The sequence below is a fragment of the Bosea sp. NBC_00550 genome, from assembly GCF_026020075.1.
In the GTDB taxonomy this organism is placed as follows: domain Bacteria; phylum Pseudomonadota; class Alphaproteobacteria; order Rhizobiales; family Beijerinckiaceae; genus Allobosea.
Map to the genome: position 1 here is coordinate 3448038 of NZ_CP102772.1, position 20570 is coordinate 3468607.

Consider the following 20570-nt stretch of genomic DNA (forward strand, 5'->3'; position numbering starts at 1 on the left):
GATGGCGACGATCGAAGGAAGTGCATTCGACGACTTTTTGATTGGAAGTCGATTCAGCGACGTGATCCTCGCCGGAGCGGGTGATGACATCGTCAAGGGCGGGGATCAGGTCGATTCGCTCTTCGGCGAAGAGGGCAACGATCTGCTCTACGGCGACGGCGGCAACGATGCCCTGTTCGGCGGCGAGGGTGACGATATCCTCTTCGGCGGGCTCGGCGACGATGTCCTGTCGGGCGACGCAGGGAACGATTCCCTGTTCGGCGGAGAGGGCAACGACGTGCTCACCGGCGGCGCCGGTGACGACATCCTGCGCGGTAACGCCGGCGACGACGTCCTGATCGGCGGCGAAGGCGACGACATCCTGCAGGGCGGTCCGGGTGACGACATCCTGCAGGGCGGCATCGGCAACGATGTCCTCCAGGGCGGCGATGGCGCCGACGTCCTCTACGGCGGTGCCGGCGACGACATCCTGCAGGGCGGCGCGGGCGACGACCTGCTGTTCGGCGGTGCCGGCAACGATACGCTGCATGGCGGCGCCGGAAGCGACGTCTTCGTCTTCGCCGGCGGCGGCGGCAACGACGTCGTCCTCGATTTCGAGGCCGGCTCGGACATCCTGCAGATCGCGTCCGACATCAACGGCACCGGTGTGGCCTCTGCCGAGGACGTGGCTGCGCGTGCGACCTCGGTCGGCGGCAACACCGTCATCGACCTCGGCCATGGCGACACCCTGACGCTCGTCGGCGTGTCGGCCGAAGACGTCCAGGCCGATCCGAACTCGTACTTCTCAGTCGCCTGATCGATCCAGAGTTCCGTCCGCCCGGCTGGAAACGGCCGGGCGGGCAGAATCCGTGCCCGATCTCCGTTCTGCAGCAACGCTCCCCGGGAAAGTGGCCTCCGCTTTCGCGAGGTGCGCCCCCAGGACCCTCCGTGCCGCAGGGATGCCTCCATGCTTTCACTTGCGCCCGTCACCATGGCCGTGACTGCCCCGACCCAGCTTGAGCTCCACCGCCTCGGCGGCTCGGTCTTCCTGCTCTGCTGGACGCTGGAGGCCTCGCCCTTCGGCAAGCCGTCGATTGCGCTGACGGGAGGCGGCCGTCGTCTTGCGGCGGCATCGGTCTCGCTGGGATTGCGCGATGGCCGCGAACGGCTCGCGATCGCCTTCCGCTCGTCGGGCCATGACAACATCGTCGCGACCCTGTCCGACCACGGCCCGCAGGGCGATGTCACAGCAGCATTCGACCCGGCGCTCGTCCATGGGCTGGTCGATCCCCGCGAACTTCTGAAGGAGCTCGCGCCGCAGGCTCGGCTGACATTGGCCAATGCACTCGTGCGGGCTTGGCCGCCTCTGTTCGGCCTCTCCGCCATTCCGAATTACCTGTCCTTTCTGCGCCAGCTTCTGCTGACCCTGTTTCCGAAGCCCGCCGCGATGCAGCCGACCGCGGCGCTCGTCGAGGGCCGGTGGCTGTTCGAGACCATCGTCCCGGCCGATTTCGGCGAATTGCGCACGGCCTCGCGCCTCGACGGCGCCGGCCTCGCCCGCCTCGACCTCGGCTCACGCCTCGGCACGCCCGATCGCAGCGGCAAGCGCGAGCTTCACCTCGTGCTGGAAGAGCCGCCCATTCGCGGCGGCGGATTGCTGATCCTCCAGGGCGAACGCTCTCTCGTCGTCCGCGCTCTCCCTGGGCGGCAGGCGGCGCCGTCGCTCGGCCGCTGGTGGGCCGGCAAGGCGGCGAGCCGCGACGGCCTGCGCAACTGGGTGGTCGAGCAGCTCGCGGGTTTGTCCGAGCAGGGCCGGCTGCTGGCCGTCGAGATGCAGCGCCGGGTTCCGCTCGCCGTCCAGCATGTCCGCCGGAACGACGATCTCCCGGCCGCCGAGCTCGATCTGGCGGTCTGCAACGGCGCCGGCCTGCTGATCGGCGGCTGGCTGCGCGATCCCGACGATCTGCTCGAGGAGGTGCTGCTGCATCGCGGCGCCGGCGAGCCGATCGCCATGCTCTCGCGCCTGCAACGCTTTCCGGTGCGCTTGCCAACGGGCGCGGAAGGCGAGACGCGCGCCGCCACGGGCTTCGCCGCCTTCGCCTCGGACTATGCCGCCGGCGCGCCGGTGCTGCAGCCGCGCTGCGAGATCAAGCTGAAATCCGGCACGACGCTGACGCTGCGCCCGCCGGTGCAGCCGGCCGACGCGACGACGATCCGCGCCAAGGCGCTGTCGGCGATCCCGCCGCAATACCTGACATCCGCGATGCTGGAGGCGACGCTCGCCCCGATCCTCGCCGCCTGCCAGGACGAGTTGCGGGAAAACCGGCCGGAGCCTGTGGTCAAGGATTACGGGCGGGCGACGGCAAGGCCGAAGGCCTCGGTCGTGATCCCGCTCTACCGCGTTTACGATTTCCTGCGCGTGCAGGTCTCCGCCTTCGCCGGCGATCCCTGGTTCGTCGAGAATGCCGAGCTGATCTACGTGCTCGATTCACCCGAGCACGAGGCGGAGGTCGCCCATCTCCTCGGCGGGCTGTTCCTCGCCTACGGCCTGCCGATGCGGCTCGTGGTGATGGGGCGCAACGGCGGCTTCTCGGCAGCCTGCAATGCCGGCGCCCGGCAGGGCCGCGGCGAGGCGCTCGCCTTGGTCAATTCCGATGTGATCCCCGCCGAAAACGGCTGGCTGCCGGCCCTGATCGAGAAACTCGACCGGCGCGGCCGGGTCGGCGCCGTCGGGCCCAAGCTGCTCTATGACGACGGCTCGCTGCAGCACGCCGGGCTTTACTTCAAGCGCGACAGTAAAGGCACCTGGCTCAACCACCATTACTTCAAGGGCATGCCGGGCGGCTATGCGCCGGCCAATGTCGAGCGCCCGGTGCCTGGCGTCACCGGCGCCTGCATCGTCATCTCGCAGGCGCTGTTCACCGAGCTCGGCGGTTTCGACGAGAGCTATGTGATCGGCGACTACGAGGACAGCGATCTCTGCCTCAAGGTCCGCCGCGCCGGCTTCGGCATCGTCTATGCGCCCGGTGTCGCGCTCTATCATCTCGAGCGGCAGTCCATCGCCCGCAGCGTCGACTACACGCGCGGCGCTGCCTCCCAGCACAATGCCTGGCTGCAAACGCGGCGCTGGGACGCGCAGATCGATGCGCTGATGCAGGCCTTCGAGACCTCGGCGGCGGAGCCCGCGCTCCACGAGCCGGCTCCGAGCGAGCCGAATCTCGCCCCCCGCTTCACCTTCAGGAGAGCGACCGCGGCATGACGGCAATGACGGCCTTGAGACAGATCGCGCCCGAGCCGGCGCCCGCGAGCGGCCCTGCGGGGCCGGAACTCGACTGGCTGCTGGCCTCGCTGCAGACCAACCGCTTCATGCCGCACCCGCCGCCGGATTCGATCTTCGTCGGCGATGGCGACTATCGCGCCATCGGCGCCGAATTCCTCGGCCATTTCATCCGCATCGGCCGTTTGCAGCCGCACGAGCGGGTCTTCGACATCGGCTGCGGCATCGGCCGCATGGCCGTGCCGCTGACGCAATATCTCGACCCCGCACGGGGCAGCTATGACGGCGTCGACCCGGTGATGGAAGGCATTCTCTGGTGCGCCCAGACGATCACGCCGGCCTATCCGCGCTTCCGCTTCCAGCGCCTCGACATCGCCCATCCCCTCTACAACCCGCAGGGCTCGCTGCCGGGCATCGAGGTCCGTTTCGGCTTCGCCAACGGCAGCTTCGATTTCATCACGATGATCTCGGTCGCCACGCATCTGCCGCCCGACGAACTCGTGGTCTATCTGCAGGAGGCCGCGCGCCTGCTGGCGCCGGGCGGGCGCCTCTTCCTGACCGCCTTCGCCATCGATGGCAGCACCGGGCTGGAACGCCTGTCGTTCAAGCGCTGGCAGGACGGGCCGGGCTGGTACGCCATCGACGAGGCGCCGCTTGCCGCTGCCGGCATCGATACGGCCTTCCTGCTGGAGCAGGCGGCGCAGGCCGGGCTCACCGTCGAGAACCTGCGGCCGGGCCATTGGCGCGGCATCAGCGCGGCGCATTACCAGGACGTGCTGATCGCGACGAAACCGGGGGGCGGCCGATGACCCGCCGCATCCTCGTCGTCGCGCACAACCACCCCGAGCTGCATCCCGGCGGGACAGAGATCTTCGCGCATGACCTGGCGGGCGCCTATCGCGAGCAGGGCTGCGAGGTGCTCTTTCTCGGCGCCACCAATGCGATCCACCGCCAGCCCCATCCCGGCACCGCGCTGCAATCCGTCGGCGAGGATGTCGTGCTCTGGAGCGGGCATTTCGACCGCTTCCACCTGAGTCAGATCGACCATTACGGCACGCTGCAGGACCTCGGAACGTTGCTGAACGAGTTCCGGCCGGACGTAATCCATGTCCATCATCTCGTGCTGATCGGGGCGGAGTTCCTGACGCTGGCGCGCCGGCTGCTGCCGGAGGCGGCGATCGTGATGACGCTGCACGACTATTATTCGATCTGCCACCATGACGGGCTGATGGTGCGGCCCGGCGACCGGCAGCGCTGCTCGGGCGCCTCCCCCGCCGGCTGCCATGGCTGCTTTCCCGAGATCGGCTCCGACCGCTTCCTGCTGCGCGAGCGCTTCATCAAGACGCATCTCGCCGCGGTCGACCGCTTCGTCGCTCCCAGCCGCTTCCTGCGCCAGCGCTACGCCGACTGGGGCCTGCCGGCCGAGAAGATCGAGGTCATCGCCAATGCGCGCCCGGCCCAGGAGCCGGCTCCGCATCGGGACGGCGCGGAACGGCGCGTCAGCTTCGGCTATTTCGGCAATCTCAACCCCTGGAAGGGCGTGCTGCCGCTGCTGCAGGCGGCGCGGCTGCTGCGCGCAGCCGGGGACAAGGATTTCTCGCTGCGCATCCATGGCGGTGCACCGTTCCAGAGCGAAGCCTTCACCACGGCGCTCGACGCCGCCCTCGCTACGACCGAAGGCGTCGTCACCCATTGCGGCCCCTATCGCCGCCAAGAGGTGCCGGCGCTGATGGCCGAGGTCGACTGGGTGGTGATGCCCTCGATCTGGTGGGAGAACGCGCCGCTCGTCATCCAGGAGGCGTTCCAGCATCGCCGGCCGCTGATCGTCAGCAATATCGGCGGCATGGCCGAGATGGTGCGCGACGAGATCGACGGGCTCCATGTCCGGCCGGGCGACCCGGCCGCGCTTGCCCGCGCGATGCGCCGGGCGATGGACGAGGACGGTCTCTGGCAGCGCCTCGTCGACGGCATCGCCGCGCAGCCTTCGCTCGCCGAATGCGCCGGCCGCCATCTCGCCCTCTTCGATAGCCTCAAGCTTGCGGAGGCCGCATGACCACAGCGCCCCAACAGGACAACGAAATCCGCCTGCCGCGCGTTGATTCGCCGGCCATCAACCCGGCGCGGCTGAACGGACGGGTCGACGCCCTCGACGGCAACCGCCTGCATGGCTGGATCTGGGACGAAACCCGCCCGGACCAGCCGATGACGGTGAAGCTCTATTGCGACGGCAAGCTCGCCCGCGAGATCAAGGCCGACCAGAGCCGCATCGATTTGCGCCGCAACGGCATCGGCGACGGCAAGCACGCCTTCTCGATGGAGCTCGACGACGCGCTGGTCGCGGCGCGCGCGCGCCTTACGGTCATCGGCGTCTCGCCGACGACCGGGACCCAGTTGGAGCTGCGTCTGCCGGCAGCGGACGAGCTGGCGGCGGAGGCGGCGATCGCCGTGCCGCTCGCGCGCTTCTTCGACAAGGTCGAGGTACTGATCGCGCTGAACCGGCGCGGGCAGCTCGCCCAGAAGGATCTGAGCGAGAAGCTCGATCGCATCGCCGCGCGTCTCGAAGAGAGCCACGCGCTTGCCGAGGCCGCCAAGATGGATGCCGAGACGCAGAGCGAGATCGCGCGGCGCCTCGGCGAGCTCGACGTCTTCCAGCTCCGCTTCGACGGCACGCTCCGCGCCTTCGACGAACGCCTGACCGCCATTCGCAAGGAGGCCCGCGCGCCGCTGCGGCAGGTCACCGTGATCCTCGGCTTCCTGTCGGGGCTCGCCGCCGTGATGTCCTTCGTCACGCTCGCCGTCACGATCTGGGGAGGCTGACGATGAGCGAGGTCATCGTTCCCGAAAGGACTGCCATCAGCCCGGCTCCGACCATCGCCTGGACGCCGCTCGGCGAGAACGCCATCCTCGTCCGCAGCGCCTGCGACGCGATTCCCGCGAAGGTCCCGGTCGCGGTCGACGGCAATCCGCGCAACCGCGCACAGACCATGGTCCTGAGCTGGCGCCGGCCCCAGGCCGAGTCCTCGGCGGCGACCGGCTTCCTTTGCCTCGCCCCGGCGCCGACCGTCGACAAGGATGGAAACGGCGCGCTCCTGATCGGCCGCCCCGGCCGTCCCCTGCGCCTGATCCTGGCGCCGAAGCCGCTGCCGCTGCAGGCCTTCCTGTCCGAGCTCGCCGAGGACGCCGGCCAGGCCTTTCCGAGCGTCGTCGACGGCCTGCTCGAAGTGCTGTTGACCGGCGCCGCCAATCCGCGCCGCCTGCGGGCGGTCGCCATGCTCCTGCAGACCGTCGCCCGGCCGGGCGGCTTCGTCGAGGTGATGGGTTCGCTCGATGGCGACGGCATCTTCCTGCAGGGCTGGACCTCCCATTTCGCGGCCGGGCGGATCAAGCTCCTGATCGCGCATGGCGGCCTCTCCCCCGCCAATCTGGAAGCGGGAACCTTCGAGCGCGACGATCTCGGCGAGGGCGCCCGCGGTTTCTACGGCCTGCTCGAGGATTGCCACGCTCAGCATCCCGGCGAGATCGAGCGGCTGTATTTCCGCGGCAATGACGGCTGGCGCGCGCTCGAGGTCTATGAGCGCTACGTCCTGCTCGACCCGATCACCGTCCCCGGCCATCTGCGCGACGGCTTGCAGCGCGGCACGGCCCCGCAGGCCACCGCGGACAAGCTGCGCCGCGCCTCCCAGCGCTTCGATGGCCGCGACACCGTCTGCCTGCTCGACGATCCCGTGCGCGCCGGCATCGACGCCGTGACCATCGTCGAGAACACCGGCGTCCTGATCATCGGCTGGCTCTTCGATCCCGAGCGCAGGGTCGATGCCGTCACGCTGCGCAGCGGCAGCCAGTCCTGCGCCGTCGACCGGCTCTGGACGCGCGTGCAGCGACCGGACGTGACCGCGGCCTTCATGGAGGACCCGCGCTTCGGCCCGGCCCTGGCCTCGCGGCGCAACAGCCACGGCTTCATCGTCTTCGCGCCGAAGCTCGTGCCGGAACCCGGCCAGCCGCTCCACCTCGCCTTCGAGGTCCAGGGCACCGGCCCGGCCTTCCTCCCGCTCGAACCCAATCGCGGCCAGGCGCGGCGCACGCTGGAACGCATCCTCGGCCTGCTCGACCCGCGCTCCTCGACCGCGAGCGCCGTGGTCGAACGCCAGATCGCGCCAGCGCTGCAGGCGGCGGAGATCGCGCCGCCACGCGCCGTCGAAACCGTCGATGTCGGCGCCTTCGATCCGGAGGCGGCGCTCGGCCTCGTTGTCGGACTCGACCACCGCCACCGCGAATTGTCGGCGCTTTTCGCGCTGATGGCGATGGATCCCGAGGTCCGGCCCCTGCCGATCGTGCTTGCGGCACCCTCCGAGAGCTTCGACCGCGTCGGCGCCGAGGCCCGCCGGCTCGCGCGCTTCTACGGGCTCTCGGTGCGCCTCGTCGCCGTCGAGGGTGTCGAGGATGCCTGCGACGCGCTGGAGGCCGGCGTCCGCGCCTGCCGCTTCCAGACGGTGGCGATGTTGTCGGGCGCCGCGCAGATCAGGATGCCCGGCTGGCTCGGCAGGCTCGAACGGGCCTATCGCGCCCGCGGCGGCCAATGCGTCGCCAGCCCGACGCTGCTCTTCGAGGACGATTCCATCCGCTGGGCCGGCGCCTGGCTGGAGGGCGAAGGCGCAAGCCGGCGCATCGCCAATCGCTTCGTCGGCTATCCGCTGGAGGCGGTCGGCAATCTCGGCCCAATGGAGGTCGCAGCGGGAGCGAGCGAATGCTGCGTGCTCTCGCGAGCCGCCTTCGTCGAGGTCGGCGGTTTCGCGCGCAATTATTTCACCACGGCGGAGAAAGGGCTCGATCTCTGCCTCAAGCTCAGGATGGCGGGATCGCCCTCGCTCTGGGTGCCGGAGGTCGAGGTCTACGCGGTCGATGACGGCGACATGGCGACGCCGCATGTCGGCACCCTCGCCCAGCTCGCCGACCGCACGAGTTTCGACCGGCGCTGGGCGCTCGCCATCTCCAACATGAAAGGCTGAGGATGCGGGTTCTCGTAATATCCCACGGCCATCCCTCGCTCTCGCTAGGCGGCGCGGAGATGGCGTCCTACAACCTGCACAAGGGTCTGCAGGCCAGCACCGACGTCGATTCCCACTACCTCGCCCGCATCGGTGCGCCGACGCCCCGCCATGCCGGCACGGCGCTGATGAGCCTGCGGCAGCGCGGCGGCGAGTTGCTCTACTACGCCGAGGATTACGACCACTTCCTGATCTCCAACCGCGCGACGGAAGAGATCGAGCGCGATTTCGTGCGCGTCCTGAACGATTTGAAGCCGGACGTCGTGCATTTCCACCATTTCATCGGGCTCGGGCTCGAATGCCTGTTCGCGGTGCGCGACACCCTGCCGGACGCCCTGATCGTCGTGACCTTCCACGAATATCTCAGCATCTGCCACCACCACGGCCAGATGGTGAAGACCGGCGCCTTCAAGCTCTGCTACCGGTCCTCGCCGACCGACTGCAACGCCTGCTTCCCGGACATCTCGCCGGCCCGCTTCCTGGCGCGCGAGACCTTCATCAAGGGCATGCTGGGCCTCGCCGACCACTTCGTCTCGCCAAGCCGCTTCCTCGCCGACCGCTTCACCGACTGGGGCCTGGCCGAGGAGCGCTTCTCGGTGATCGAGAACGGCATCGACGTCGCCGCGCCCGCCCCGCCGCGCGCCCTGCCCGAGGGCAAGACGCGGCGCTCGCGCTTCGCCTATTTCGGCCAGCTCACGCCCTACAAGGGCGCCGACGTGCTGATCGACGCGGTGACCCGCATTCCCGATTCGCTCTGGGACGACGATGCGATCCTGCTGGTCTATGGCGGCAACCTCGAACGCCAGCCGCAGGCCTATCAGGACAAGTTCGCCAAGCTGGTCGAGAGCGCCGGGCGCCGCGTCCGCTTCTGCGGCGCCTTCCAGAACCACGAGATGCCGAACCTGATGCGCTCGGTCGACTGGGTGGTGATGCCTTCGGTCTGGTGGGAGAACTCGCCGATCGTCATCCAGGAGGCGTTCTTCCACGGGCGCCCGATCCTGGCGAGCAATCTCGGCGGCATGGCCGAGAAGATCACCGACGAGGTCGACGGCCTGCATTTCCGCTCCGGCAGCCCGGAGGATCTCGTCGACTGCATGACCCGCGCGCTGACCGAGCCGAAGCTCTGGGACCGGCTGCGCGGCGGCATCAAGCGCCCGCTCAGCCATGTCGAATGCGCCGGAACGCATCTCGAGCTCTATCGCCGCCTCATCGCCGAACGGGGTCAGCCAGCGCCGGTGCGGCGCGACGCCGCCGCGATGATCGCCTGAAGCCAACAGCACCATAAAACAGGGGAGAACCGAACCATGGCCCGCATCCTCGTCATCAGCCCGTCCGGGGAGGTCTACGACCACGACAATGTGCGCTGGTATCGCTATGCCGATCTCGCCAGCCATATCGAGCACTATCACAACATCGGCGACGCCTTCGTCTTCGATTCCTCGCTCAAGCTTCTGAATTTCGAGAAGCTCGACGAGCTGCCGATCGCCCATGTCGATCCGGCCGCGATCGACCGCTTCAATGCCGAATACGACTACGTCTTCCTGCGCGGCTCGAACTACATCCACGCGCAGATGAACTGGTCGCGCACGGCCGAGGTGCTGCGCCGCCTCAAACTGCCGGTCATCGCTTTCGGCATCGGCGCGCAGGCCCCCGTCAGCGGCAAGCTCGAACTCAGCGAAGACACCAAGACCGTCCTCAAGCTGATCTCCGATTCCACCGCTTCGCTCGGGGTGCGCGGCACCTATTCGGCCGAAGTGCTCAACGATCTCGGCATCCGCAATGTCCGCATCATCGGCTGCCCGACGGCGTTCCGGAACAACAATCCCGACCTCGCCATCCGCCTGCCCGCGCTGGAACAGGTCAAGACGGCTGGTGTCACGCTGCGGCGCGAGGTCTCCAAGACCTATGCCCAGGACATCAAGCGCTACCTCACCTTCCACCGCTCGCTGGTGAAGGCGATGGCCGACCGTTTCGAGGTCACGCTGATGTCGCAGGGCGAGGTCGAGGAGAAGAAGCTCGCGCTCGGCACACCCGAGCAGAAGGCGCAAGCCATGGCGGCGCTGCGCGACAACGCTTGGGCGCGCGACTGGTATCTCGATGAGCAGGTCGAGGGGCTCTACCAGAGCCGCATGTTCTATTCCGACGTGGTCGCCGAATATGAGCGGCTGGTGCGCGGGCTCGACCTTGTCCTCGGCTACCGGCTGCACGGCAACCTGATGGCGCTCGCCAACGGCACGCCCTCGATCTACTTCACCTATGACAGCCGCACCGTCGAATTCGCGGATACCTTCAAGATCCCGAGCGTCGACGTCTTCTCGGGCCAGGACTTCAGGCTCGAGGATTATTGGGAGCAGTCACGCTTCGACCGCTTCAACGCGGCTTACGCCCAGGTCTACGGGCGGATGCGCGACTTCCTGGTCGAGAACCGCGTCGACAATAAGATGGCGGGCCGCGCGGCTGCGGAGCCGCAGCGGAAGGTGGCATGAGGACCGCCCGCAGCCTCCCACGCGCGGCGCTGCTCCTCGCGACGCTGCTGCCCGCCTCGTTCGCCGGTGCCGCGGAAGGCCCGCGCTACCGGCTGGAGATCGCCCCCGGCGCGCAGGAGGAGACGGTCTTCGACTGGTCGAAGGAGCGCTGCCAGGAATGGCACATCCCTGACGCGCCGCTGCGCGCCTTCCGGGACGACAAGGGCGAAGTCGTCGCCTTCGCCAGCCACCATCGCAACCGCGCGCTAATTGGCAACGGGCTCGACCGCATCAAGACCACCTGCGCGATCTCCTTCGAGGCGAAGAACAGCGCCGATCCCAGCCAGTTCAGCGACATGAGCTGGATCGCCGCGACCTGGACCAAGGACGGGCGCGACGTCTACGCGCTGATGCATGACGAGTATCACGCCGACCGCCACCCCGGCGCCTGCAAGTTCAAGGACGGCATGGCCTGCTGGTACAACGTCGTGACGGCGGCGCGCTCCGGCGACGGTGGCGCAAGCTTCAAGGTCGACGATCCGCCCACCGTCGTCGCCGCCCCGGCCTTCCGGCAGGAAGTCGGGCAGGGCCGTCATCGAGGCTTCTTCAACCCCTCCAACATCGTCGAGAAGGACGGCGCCTGGTATGCGCTGATCGCGACGACCGGCGGCGAGGGCCAGAAGGGCGGCACCTGCCTCTACCGCACGACCGATATCACTGATGCGAAGGCCTGGCGCGCCTTCGACGGGCAGGATTTCACCGTTCCGGCCGTCGACCCCTACCGTCAGGACACCGCGCAGGCAAAGCCCTGCCAGCCGCTGAAGGTGCTGCCGACGACGGTCGGCTCGGTGACGCGCCACGAGGCGAGCGGATTATGGCTCTCCATCTTCCATCTCGGCCCAGACGCGAAGCAGGGCGTTGCCGGCGGCCGCGTCGCCTATAGCTGGTCGAAGGACCTGAGGAACTGGTCTCCGCTGCAGACCCTGCTCACCCATCCGACGATGTGGAGCAAGGATTGCGGCGACAGCGTGCGCTACGCCTATGGCGCCGTCGCCGACCCCGCCTCGCCCTCGCGCAATTTCGAGACGACGGGCGATGAGCCCTACCTGTTCATGACCAAGATGCACGTCACCGGCTGCAAGATGGGGCCGCAGCGCGACCTCGTCCGCATCAAGGTCCGTATCGTGAAAGAGACACCATGAACGCGCCTGCTCACGATTTCACCGCCAGCCAGACCGTGCAGACCATGAAGATCCTGCGTGCGACCACCGAAGAGGTGGTCGTGCTCGTTGCCCGCGAACCGGGCGGAGGCTGGCCGTCCCTGAGGCTCCTGCTCGACGGGCAGGACTACGCCACGATCCATCCAGGCGCCCTCGTCACCGGCGACGCGACCGTCGCCGAGATCGCGATCCCGCTGCCCGCCCTGCCCGAGACGCGGCTGCGTGCCATTGCGGTCGCCGATGCGCGCACCGGCGCGCTGGCCCCCGGCTCGGAGCTGCGCCCGGTCGCGACGGCGAAGAACCTGCGGGCCCTCGTCATCTATCCCGCCGGCGAGGTCTACGAACACGACAAGGTGCGCTGGTATCGCGCCCCGCTGGAGCGGCTGCTCGCCGACTATTTCAACATCGGCGACATGATCGTCTTCGACTCCACGCTCAAACTGCTGCGCTATGCGCATCTCGAGCCGATGAAGATCATGAACCCGACCGAGGCCGACATCGAGCGCTATGCGAGCGATTTCGATTTCGTCTTCGTGCGCGGCTCGAACTTCATCCACGAGAAGATGGAGTGGTTCAAGGCCGTCGAGGTGCTGGAGAAGGTCAAGCTGCCGGTCTACGCCATCGGCGTCGGCGCACAGGCCAGCCAGAACCGCGCAATCGAGCTGTCCGAGGCCTCGAAGCGCTTCTGGCAGATCGTAGGAGACCGCTCTGCGGCCATCGGCGTGCGCGGCGCCTTCAGCGCCGAGACGCTCCGCCGCAACGGCATCGGCAATGTCGAGGTCGTCGGCTGCCCCTCGATCTTCCGCACCCGCAACCGCGACCTGCATATCCGCGTCCCCGATCAGCGCGAGATCCGCAAGGTCGCCTTCAGCCTGCGTCGCGAGGCCGACAAGAGCTACACGGTCGATCCGGAAGCCTATCTGCGCAACCAACGCGCCGCCCTGCTCAAGGTCGACGGCCAGAGCGAGATGGTGATGTCCTCCCATGGCGAGCAGGAGGAGAAGGCCTTCTTCCTGCGCGACGAGGAAGCGAAGGAGAAGGCCATCGCCGAATTCGCCAGGACCGGCTGGTGGGACGGCCCCGACGACCGACGCATGCGCGAGATCTACGAGCGCAAGCTCTTCACCTTCTTCGACGTCGAGGATTACGACCGCTTCGCGCAGAGCGTCGACCTCGCGGTCGGCTACCGCGTCCACGGCGTGCTGCCGGCCGTCGCACACGGAGTGCCGGGCGTTCTGGTCGCCTACGACACGCGCAGCCAGGAACTGGCGGAGACGCTGAAGATCCCGGTCGTGCCCGAGGAGGCGCTGGCAGAGGGCGGTTGGCGCGCGGTCTATCGCGAGGCGGCGCTGAACGGGCTCGCGAAGTCCTATGCGGCCTCCTACGACCGGATGCGGGCCTTCCTCGACCATAACGGCGTCCCACACCGGATGTGATCGGCGGAGACCAGCGATGAAGAAGGTCGCCGTGGTGACGATGCAGTACAACGAGGCGTTCTACGTCTCGCGCTGGATCGAGTATTATTCCGGGCTCGTCGGGCGCGAGAACCTCTATGTCGTCGATCACGACAGCGACGAGGAAATCCGCGAGACCCTGCAGGGGGTCAGCGTCGTGCGCTATCCCCGCTCTGCGCTGGACGATCAGGAGCGCGCACGCTTCATCTCGAAGCTCGTCGGTGCGCTGCTCGAACTCTACGAAACCGTGATCTATTGCGATTGCGACGAGTTCATCAGCCATGATCCCCGCCGTTTCGAGAGCTTCGGCGACTGGCTGGATGCCACAGATTTCGAGCACGCGACCTGCATCGGCTTCAACGTGACGCCGATGTTGCAGGAGGAGAACGCGGCTCTGCTCGACGGCCCGGTGCTGCGCCAGCGCGGCCATGTCCGCTTCGTCTCGCCGATGTGCAAGACGCTGATCGTGCGCAAGCCTGTGCGCTGGGGCGGCGGCTTCCACCACGCCAACCGCCCGCCGCATTTCTCCGGCGCCTATCTGTTCCACCTGAAATACGCCGATCTCGGCGAGCGCGTGCACCGGCAATCCCTGACGCGCGGGCTCGACTTCGCCCAGGCCGATCAGGGCCACCACCAGCGCAATAGCGATCTCGATCTGCTCAACCTCTACCGCAGCTTCGACAGGCTGGAACGCCGGGAGTGGGAGGACGAGGCGATCGAGCGCTACTGCCAAAGCTTCATCGAGGGCATCAAGCCCTCGGAGCGCGGCGGCGAGGTCGGGACGATGTATGTCGCGCCGCTCGACATCGCCGGCGGCGAAGCCTGGCGATTGCCCGACAGCTTCCGCGGCTTGTTCTGACGCGGACGCCGCAGGCGGTATCCCGATCTCAGGCGACCGCGGGGCTTGAGGGCGGAGCGCTCTGGGCGGCCTGCGCACCATGCAGGCTGCGATAGCGCCCGTCCTTGCGGGCGAGCAGCTGGGCGTGGCTGCCCTGCTCGACGACGTGCCCGTTCTCGACCACGACGATCCGATCGGCATTGGCGATGGTGGCGAGCCGGTGCGCGATCACCAGCGTGGTCCGGCCGCGCGAGAGTTCCGCCAGCGATTGCTGGATCGCCTTCTCGGTCTCGGTGTCGAGCGCCGAGGTCGCCTCGTCGAGGATCAGGATCGGCGGGTTCTTCAGGAAGATGCGGGCGATGGCGAGGCGCTGCTTCTGGCCGCCGGAGAGCTTGACGCCGCGCTCGCCGATCACCGTGTCGAGGCCCTGCGGCAGCGCCGCGATCACGCCGTCGAGCCGGGCGCGGCGGGCCGCCTCGACGATCTCATCCTCGGTCGCGTCCAGCCGGCCATAGGCGATGTTGTCGCGGATCGAGCCGGCGAACAGGAAGACGTCCTGCTGCACGATGCCGATATTGGAACGCAGCGACTTCAGCGTCATGTCGCGGATGTCGATGCCGTCGATCAGGATCGCGCCGCCCGAGACCTCGTAGAAGCGCGGCAGCAGCGAGCAGATCGTGGTCTTGCCCGCGCCGGAGGGACCGACGAAAGCGATCGTCTCGCCGGCGCGGATATCGAGGCTGAGATCGGCGAAGACCGGCCTCTCCGCACTGTACCCGAACCGTACGTCGCGATAGGCGATGTCGCCCTTCAGCCGCTGGATCGGATTGGCGCCGGGCCGATCGGCGACATCCGGCCGTGTTTCGAGGAAGGCGAGATAGCGCTGGAAGCCGGCGATGCCCTTCGGATAGCTCTCGATCACCGCGTTGATCTTGTCGACCGGGCGGAAGAACACGCCGACCAGCAGCAGGAAGCCGACGAAGCCACCCGCCGACAGCTCGCCGCGCACCACGAACCACCCGCCCGCCAGCATCACCACGACCTGCACGAAGCGCATCGAGAGATAGGAGAGCGAGGTCGACGCCGCCATCAGCTTGTAGGCCTGGAGCTTGGTGTCACGGTAATGGCGGTTGCTCTCGGCGAAGAGCCGGCGCTCGTGATCCTCGTTGGCGAAGGCCTGGACGACGCGGATGCCGCCGACATTCTCTTCGATGCGGGCGTTGAAGTCCCCGACCCGGCCGTAGAGCGCGTGCCAGTTCGTGGTCATGCGGCTGCCGTAGCGGATAGTGACGAACGCCGTGAGCGGCACGACGAGCGCGGTGATGATGGCGAGCGGGGCGTGCACCCACATCATCAGCGCGAAGGCGCCGATCAGCGTCATCACCGCGATGAACAGGTCTTCCGGGCCGTGATGGGCGACCTCGCCGATCTCCTCGAGATCCTTGGTCAGCCGTGCCACGAGATGGCCGGTCTTCTGGTTGTCGAAGAAGCCGAAGGAGAGCTTCTGGAGGTGGTCGAAGGCCTTGGCGCGCATCTCGGTCTCGATGCCGATGCCGAGCATGTGGCCCCAATAGGTGACCACGACCTGAAGGCCCGCGCTGGCCAGATACGCGACGAACAGGACGGCACCGGCGATGGCGATCATGCCGATCTCGCCGGTCGGCAGCAGCCGGTCGATGAACAGCGTCACCGCGACAGGAAAAGCGAGTTCGAGCAGGCCGGCCGCGACCGCGCAGCAGAAATCCAGCAGGAAAAGGCCACGATGCGGCCGATAATAGGCGGCGAACCGCTTGATCAGATCCATGTCGGTCTCCGCGGCGATCGCGCTCAGGCTGGCAGGGCGATCGGACGCTGTGTCTGCGGATGGGCGATGACGCTCATGTCGACGCCGTAGATACGGGCAAGCTGCTCGGAGGTCATCACGTCCTCGGGCGTTCCCCTGACGATCATCCTGCCGGAATGCAGCGCGATGATCTCGTCGCAGAATCGCGCCGCCATATTGACGTCGTGCAGCACGACGATGACGCCGAGCCCCCGATCAGCGGAAAGCTTGTGCACCAGAGACAGCACCTCGATCTGATGGGCGATGTCGAGGGCCGAGGTCGGCTCGTCGAGGAGCAGGCACTCGGCATCCTGGGCGACCAGCATGGCGAGCCAGACGCGCTGGCGCTCGCCGCCCGAAAGCGTGTCGACCAGCCGGTCTGCGAAGCGCTCGACATCCGTCAGCACCATGGCTTCAGCGACCTTCTCGCGATCCTTGGCGCCGAAGCGGCCGAGCGCGCCATGCCAGGGATAGCGGCCGAGCGCGACGAGTTCCTTGACCAGCAGCCCGGACGAGGGCGGCGTCTGCTGCGGCAGATAGGCGACCTTGCGCGCAAAGGCGCGGCCGTTCCAGGCATCGAGCGCCTTGCCTTCGAACCGGATCGCCCCGCCCGAGGGCGCCTGCTGGCGCGCCAGAAGCTTGAGCAGCGTCGACTTGCCCGAGCCGTTATGACCGATCAGCCCGATGACGCGCTGCGTCGGCAGCGACAATGTCAGCGGCTCCAGCAGCACGCGGCCCGGTACGCTGAACGTCAAACCCTCCAGCTCGAAGAGATCGCCCTGGCCGCCTGACAAGGAAACGCTCCCCGCCATCGACAGAGCTTGCGCTGCCAGAAGGCCGTCGCCGTGCGGAAATGCGGAAGCCTTGCTCTCCATGATCGAACTCGCCTTCGGGGGGTCGCTGGGGTTTCAGCCGTTGCGCCTCGCCCTACACCGCCGCGGCCGATGGCGGAAGTAGGGTGTTCCATTTCAGAATCGCATTGTCCGGTCCGGCCATGCGCCGGTCACCGTGTGCAGGGCTCTCGCGTACGGAACGCAAGAAAGGCCTGCGACAGATTGCCCGCCTCAGCCGAGCAGCGCCGAGCCCTGCACCGTGCCGCGCCGCCACGCGGCCGGCGTCTCGCCGACCATGCGCCGGAAGACGCGGGTGAAATGTGCCTGGTCGGAAAAGCCTGCTTCCACCGCCACCTCCGTCAGCGACCTGTCGCCGGCAGCAAGCAGGCGCTGGCCGCGCTCGATCCTGGCCTTGAGCTGCCACTGATGCGGCGGCAGCCCGGTCGAGGCCTTGAAGGCGTGGCTGAAATGCGATTGCGACAGGCCGACGAGCTCGGCGAGGTCCTGCAGGCGGATCGTGCCCGCCGCATGCTGGGTGATGTAGTCGGTCGCCGCCTTGAGCTGCCAGCTCGCCAACGGGGTCCTGCGGCGCGGCGCGCTGCCGCGCACGCCCAGCAGATCGATCAGCACGGCCAGAACCAGCCCGTCGCCATAGAGATCGTGCCGCCCATGGGGTTCGGCGCATTCGCCCGCGATGAGCCGGGCCAGCGTCTGGATACGCTCGTTCGAGAACATGATCCGCGGCTGCGTCAGCAGGTCGGGCGACAGGGCCTCCCCGAGGCGCTCGCTCACCTCGGCCGCATCGAAATGCAGATCGAGATGGCGGATGCGCATGCGCTGCTGCGTGTGCCCCCAGACCGGCACGCCGGCCGGCATGAAGCTGATCGAATGCGCCCGCCCCCGGCTGGAGACGCCGGGCTCCGATGCGTTCAGCCGCGTCTCGAAATTGCCCCCGACCTTGTCGAGCACCACGAACAGGCGCGGATGCTCCGAGACATACTCGCCTTTCGCCCCGGCCTGGCATTCCGCCTGCCAGAGATCGGCGACGACGCCGTTCCAGACGCGGTATTTGAGCGAGCCGATCACGCTGATGCCTTCGCGGACCGAATGCATGCGTGGCTGGAAACCCATATCTGCCTCTCCGATGGCCGGGCACTTGCGCCGCGGTGCGTGATCGAAATGCAACGCGAAGACCGCAATTGTACCTGCACGCCCAGAAACGTTCAATGCATCACAGGAACGATCAATCCAGAATTTCGCAACGATGATACGGCACATCGTGAAGCAGTGCCCCGATTTTGAATGGTTCTAAATTCAACCAATTCTGCTGAGGCACTCAATATTGGGGCTTGAACCGGTTATGTGCTATTTTACGAATATGAAGAGCCATTTTATTCTTTGCTCGACTGCATCGCTCGCAGCGCTCCTTTACGGCGGCGCGGCGCTCGCTCAAACCCCACCGGGGCCGACGGTCCAGCTCGACACCATCACGGTCGAAGGCCAGGCCGACACCGCGGCGGGGCCTGTCAACGGCTATGTCGCAACGCGCTCGGCCACGGGCTCGAAGGACAACACCCCGATCATCGCGATTCCGCAGGCCGTCTCCGTGGTCGGCCGCGAGGAGATCGACGATCGCAAGGCCCTCAAGGTCGATGAAGCCCTGCGCTACACAGCCGGCGTCGCCGCGCAGACCTTCGGGCCCGATCCCGATACCGACTGGTTCTACATCCGCGGCTTCCAGGCGACGCAGACCGGCGTCTTCATGGACGGCCTCCAGCTCTATTCCTACGGCTTCGGCGGCTTCCAGATCGACCCGTTCCTGCTCGAGCGCGTCGAGGTCCTGAAGGGCCCGGCCTCCGTGCTCTATGGCGGCGCCAATCCGGGCGGCATCATCAACCTCGTCAGCAAGCGCCCGAACGGCAAGAACTTCGGCAATGTCGAGGTCGGCATCAATAATTTCGGCAACGCCTATGTCGGCATCGATGTCGGCGTCAGCGACAAGAAGGGCATCTGGAGCACGCGCCTGACGGGCAGACTCTCGGGCGGCGACCAGTACACCGACTATTCCAAGGATTTCCGCGGCGTGATCATGCCGCAGATCACCTACCAGCCGACCGGCGCCACCCGTTTCACCGCCTACGGTATGTACGCGGCGCTCGATCAGGTCCGTGTCGGCGGCGGCTTCCTGCCCTATGTCGGCACGGTGGTGAACGCGCCCTTCGGCAAGATCCGCCGCGACGCCTTCTTCGGCGAGCCGGCGATCGACGATCAGGAGCGCACCCAGACGCTCGTCGGCTACGAGTTCCAGCACCAGTTCGCCAACAACTGGAACTTCACGCAGAACCTGCGCTACGGCGTGATGACGGGCTCGCAGCTCGGCCCCTACGGCTACGGCTACTTCGCTCCGGATTCGCCCTTCGGCAATCGCTTCCAGCCGGTGGGGCCGGACTACCAGCTCTACCGCATCGGCTTCCAGGAGCGGACGCGGGTCAGGACGTTCACGGTCGACAACCGCATCGACGGCAAGGTCGATACCGGACCGCTGCAGCATTCGCTGCTGTTCGGCGTCGACTACAGATACTTCAACATCGACCACACGCAGGCTTCGGGCGGCGCCACGCCGATCAGTGTGACCAACCCGATCTACGGCGCACCGCAGGGCATGCCCGGCGTCTATCTCGACCAGGACCTGAAGCATCATCAGCTCGGCTTCTACGCGCAGGACCAGATCCGCTTCGGCGGCGGCTGGCTGCTGACGCTGAACGGCCGCTACGACTATGTCGACAAGAAGTCGGTCAGCGCGCCCGGGCTACTATTCTCGCCGAGCTACGAGAAAGAGGAGGCCGCCTGGAGCGGCCGCGCCGGCCTCGCCTATGAATTCGCCAACGGGCTGACCCCCTATGCCAGCGTCGCAACCTTCTTCAACCCGGTCTTCGACGCGAACCCGAACCTCACCGGCGGAGCGGCCCAGCCCTTCCGTCCGGAAGAGGGCCGGCAGTTCGAGGCCGGCGTGAAGTACAAGCCGACCTTCATGGACGCGCTGCTCACGGCCTCGGTCTTCCACCTCACCAAGCAGAACGTGCTGAACCCGGCGCCGACGGCGATCAATCTCTTTGCCCAGCAGCAGCTCGGCGAAGTGACGTCGCGCGGCGTCGAGTTCGAGGCCAAGGCCAACGTCACCAAGGACCTGAAGCTGCTCGCCTCCTTCACCGCCTTCGACCTGAAGACGACCAAGGACACCCGCCCGTTGCTCGTCGGCAAGACGCCGATCGTCGTCCCGGAGGTCACCGCTTCGGCCTGGCTCGACTACACCGTGCCGGAAGGCTTCTTCAAAGGCGTCGGGCTCGGCGCCGGCGTGCGCTATGTCGGCCGCTCCTTCGCCGATGCCGAGAACACGCTGAAGGTGCCGGCCGCGACCCTCGTCGATGCCGCGATCCGCTACCAGATCGGCAACTGGGGCATGGCGGTCAACGTCACCAACCTCTTCGACAAGACCTATGTGAAGAGCTGCAACGGCTATTCCGGCTGCGGCTACGGCGATGCGCGCACCGTCACCGTCTCGGCGAATTACCGCTGGTAAGGGCACCATCAACCACCCAAGGCCGCAGCCACCCGCTGCGGCCTTGGGGCTGTGCTC

15 protein-coding genes are annotated in these 20570 nt (G+C 67.4%); 12 read left to right on the forward strand and 3 right to left on the reverse strand.

Annotated features, from left to right (window positions below):
• Position 1: 1 nt before the first annotated feature.
• From NWE53_RS16560 to NWE53_RS16610, 11 genes are all read left to right on the forward strand, one after another.
• Positions 2–796, forward strand: a complete 795-nt coding sequence (locus NWE53_RS16560) for a calcium-binding protein (RefSeq protein WP_265050472.1) — start codon at positions 2–4, stop codon at positions 794–796.
• A gap of 150 nt (positions 797–946) precedes the next feature.
• Entirely contained in the window at positions 947–3238 is a 2292-nt protein-coding gene (locus NWE53_RS16565) for a glycosyltransferase (protein ID WP_265050473.1), read from the forward strand.
• Positions 3235–4065 (forward strand): class I SAM-dependent methyltransferase, encoded by an 831-nt coding sequence (locus NWE53_RS16570; protein ID WP_265050474.1) that lies wholly within the window; start codon positions 3235–3237, stop codon positions 4063–4065. Before NWE53_RS16565 ends, NWE53_RS16570 begins: the two co-directional genes overlap by 4 nt.
• Positions 4062–5309, forward strand: a complete 1248-nt coding sequence (locus tag NWE53_RS16575) for a glycosyltransferase family 4 protein (protein WP_265050475.1) — start codon at positions 4062–4064, stop codon at positions 5307–5309. The genes NWE53_RS16570 and NWE53_RS16575 overlap by 4 nt, the downstream gene beginning before the upstream one ends.
• Positions 5306–6073, forward strand: coding sequence for a hypothetical protein (locus tag NWE53_RS16580; RefSeq protein ID WP_265050476.1), 768 nt, complete (start codon positions 5306–5308; stop codon positions 6071–6073). The genes NWE53_RS16575 and NWE53_RS16580 overlap by 4 nt, the downstream gene beginning before the upstream one ends.
• A 2-nt stretch (positions 6074–6075) precedes the next feature.
• Positions 6076–8262, forward strand: coding sequence for a glycosyltransferase family protein (locus NWE53_RS16585; protein WP_265050477.1), 2187 nt, complete (start codon positions 6076–6078; stop codon positions 8260–8262).
• A 2-nt stretch (positions 8263–8264) separates the two neighbouring features.
• A complete protein-coding gene (locus NWE53_RS16590; protein WP_265050478.1) occupies positions 8265–9569 on the forward strand; it encodes a glycosyltransferase family 4 protein in 1305 nt (434 codons plus the stop codon).
• A 36-nt stretch (positions 9570–9605) separates the two neighbouring features.
• Positions 9606–10787 (forward strand): polysaccharide pyruvyl transferase family protein, encoded by a 1182-nt coding sequence (locus NWE53_RS16595; protein ID WP_265050479.1) that lies wholly within the window; start codon positions 9606–9608, stop codon positions 10785–10787.
• Positions 10784–11968: a hypothetical protein gene (locus NWE53_RS16600; protein ID WP_265050480.1), complete on the forward strand. Its 1185-nt coding sequence runs from the start codon at positions 10784–10786 to the stop codon at positions 11966–11968. Before NWE53_RS16595 ends, NWE53_RS16600 begins: the two co-directional genes overlap by 4 nt.
• A complete protein-coding gene (locus NWE53_RS16605; RefSeq protein ID WP_265050481.1) occupies positions 11965–13422 on the forward strand; it encodes a polysaccharide pyruvyl transferase family protein in 1458 nt (485 codons plus the stop codon). Before NWE53_RS16600 ends, NWE53_RS16605 begins: the two co-directional genes overlap by 4 nt.
• A gap of 16 nt (positions 13423–13438) precedes the next feature.
• Positions 13439–14299, forward strand: coding sequence for a glycosyltransferase family 2 protein (locus tag NWE53_RS16610; RefSeq protein WP_265050482.1), 861 nt, complete (start codon positions 13439–13441; stop codon positions 14297–14299).
• Positions 14300–14327: 28 nt separating this feature from the next.
• Here the strand turns inward: NWE53_RS16610 and NWE53_RS16615 are convergent, their stop codons facing one another.
• From NWE53_RS16615 to NWE53_RS16625, 3 genes are all read right to left on the reverse strand, one after another.
• Positions 14328–16082 (reverse strand): ABC transporter ATP-binding protein, encoded by a 1755-nt coding sequence (locus NWE53_RS16615; RefSeq protein WP_265050483.1) that lies wholly within the window; start codon positions 16080–16082, stop codon positions 14328–14330.
• A gap of 23 nt (positions 16083–16105) precedes the next feature.
• Positions 16106–16912, reverse strand: coding sequence for an ATP-binding cassette domain-containing protein (locus tag NWE53_RS16620; RefSeq protein WP_265050484.1), 807 nt, complete (start codon positions 16910–16912; stop codon positions 16106–16108).
• Between the two features lie 252 nt (positions 16913–17164).
• On the reverse strand, positions 17165–18064 hold the full coding sequence (locus NWE53_RS16625; protein ID WP_265050485.1) for an AraC family transcriptional regulator: 900 nt from the start codon (positions 18062–18064) through the stop codon (positions 17165–17167).
• Positions 18065–18293: 229 nt separating this feature from the next.
• On the opposite strand from NWE53_RS16625, the gene NWE53_RS16630 reads away from it, so the two are divergent.
• On the forward strand, positions 18294–20513 hold the full coding sequence (locus NWE53_RS16630) for a TonB-dependent siderophore receptor (RefSeq protein WP_265050486.1): 2220 nt from the start codon (positions 18294–18296) through the stop codon (positions 20511–20513).
• The last annotated feature ends 57 nt before the right edge of the window (positions 20514–20570 follow it).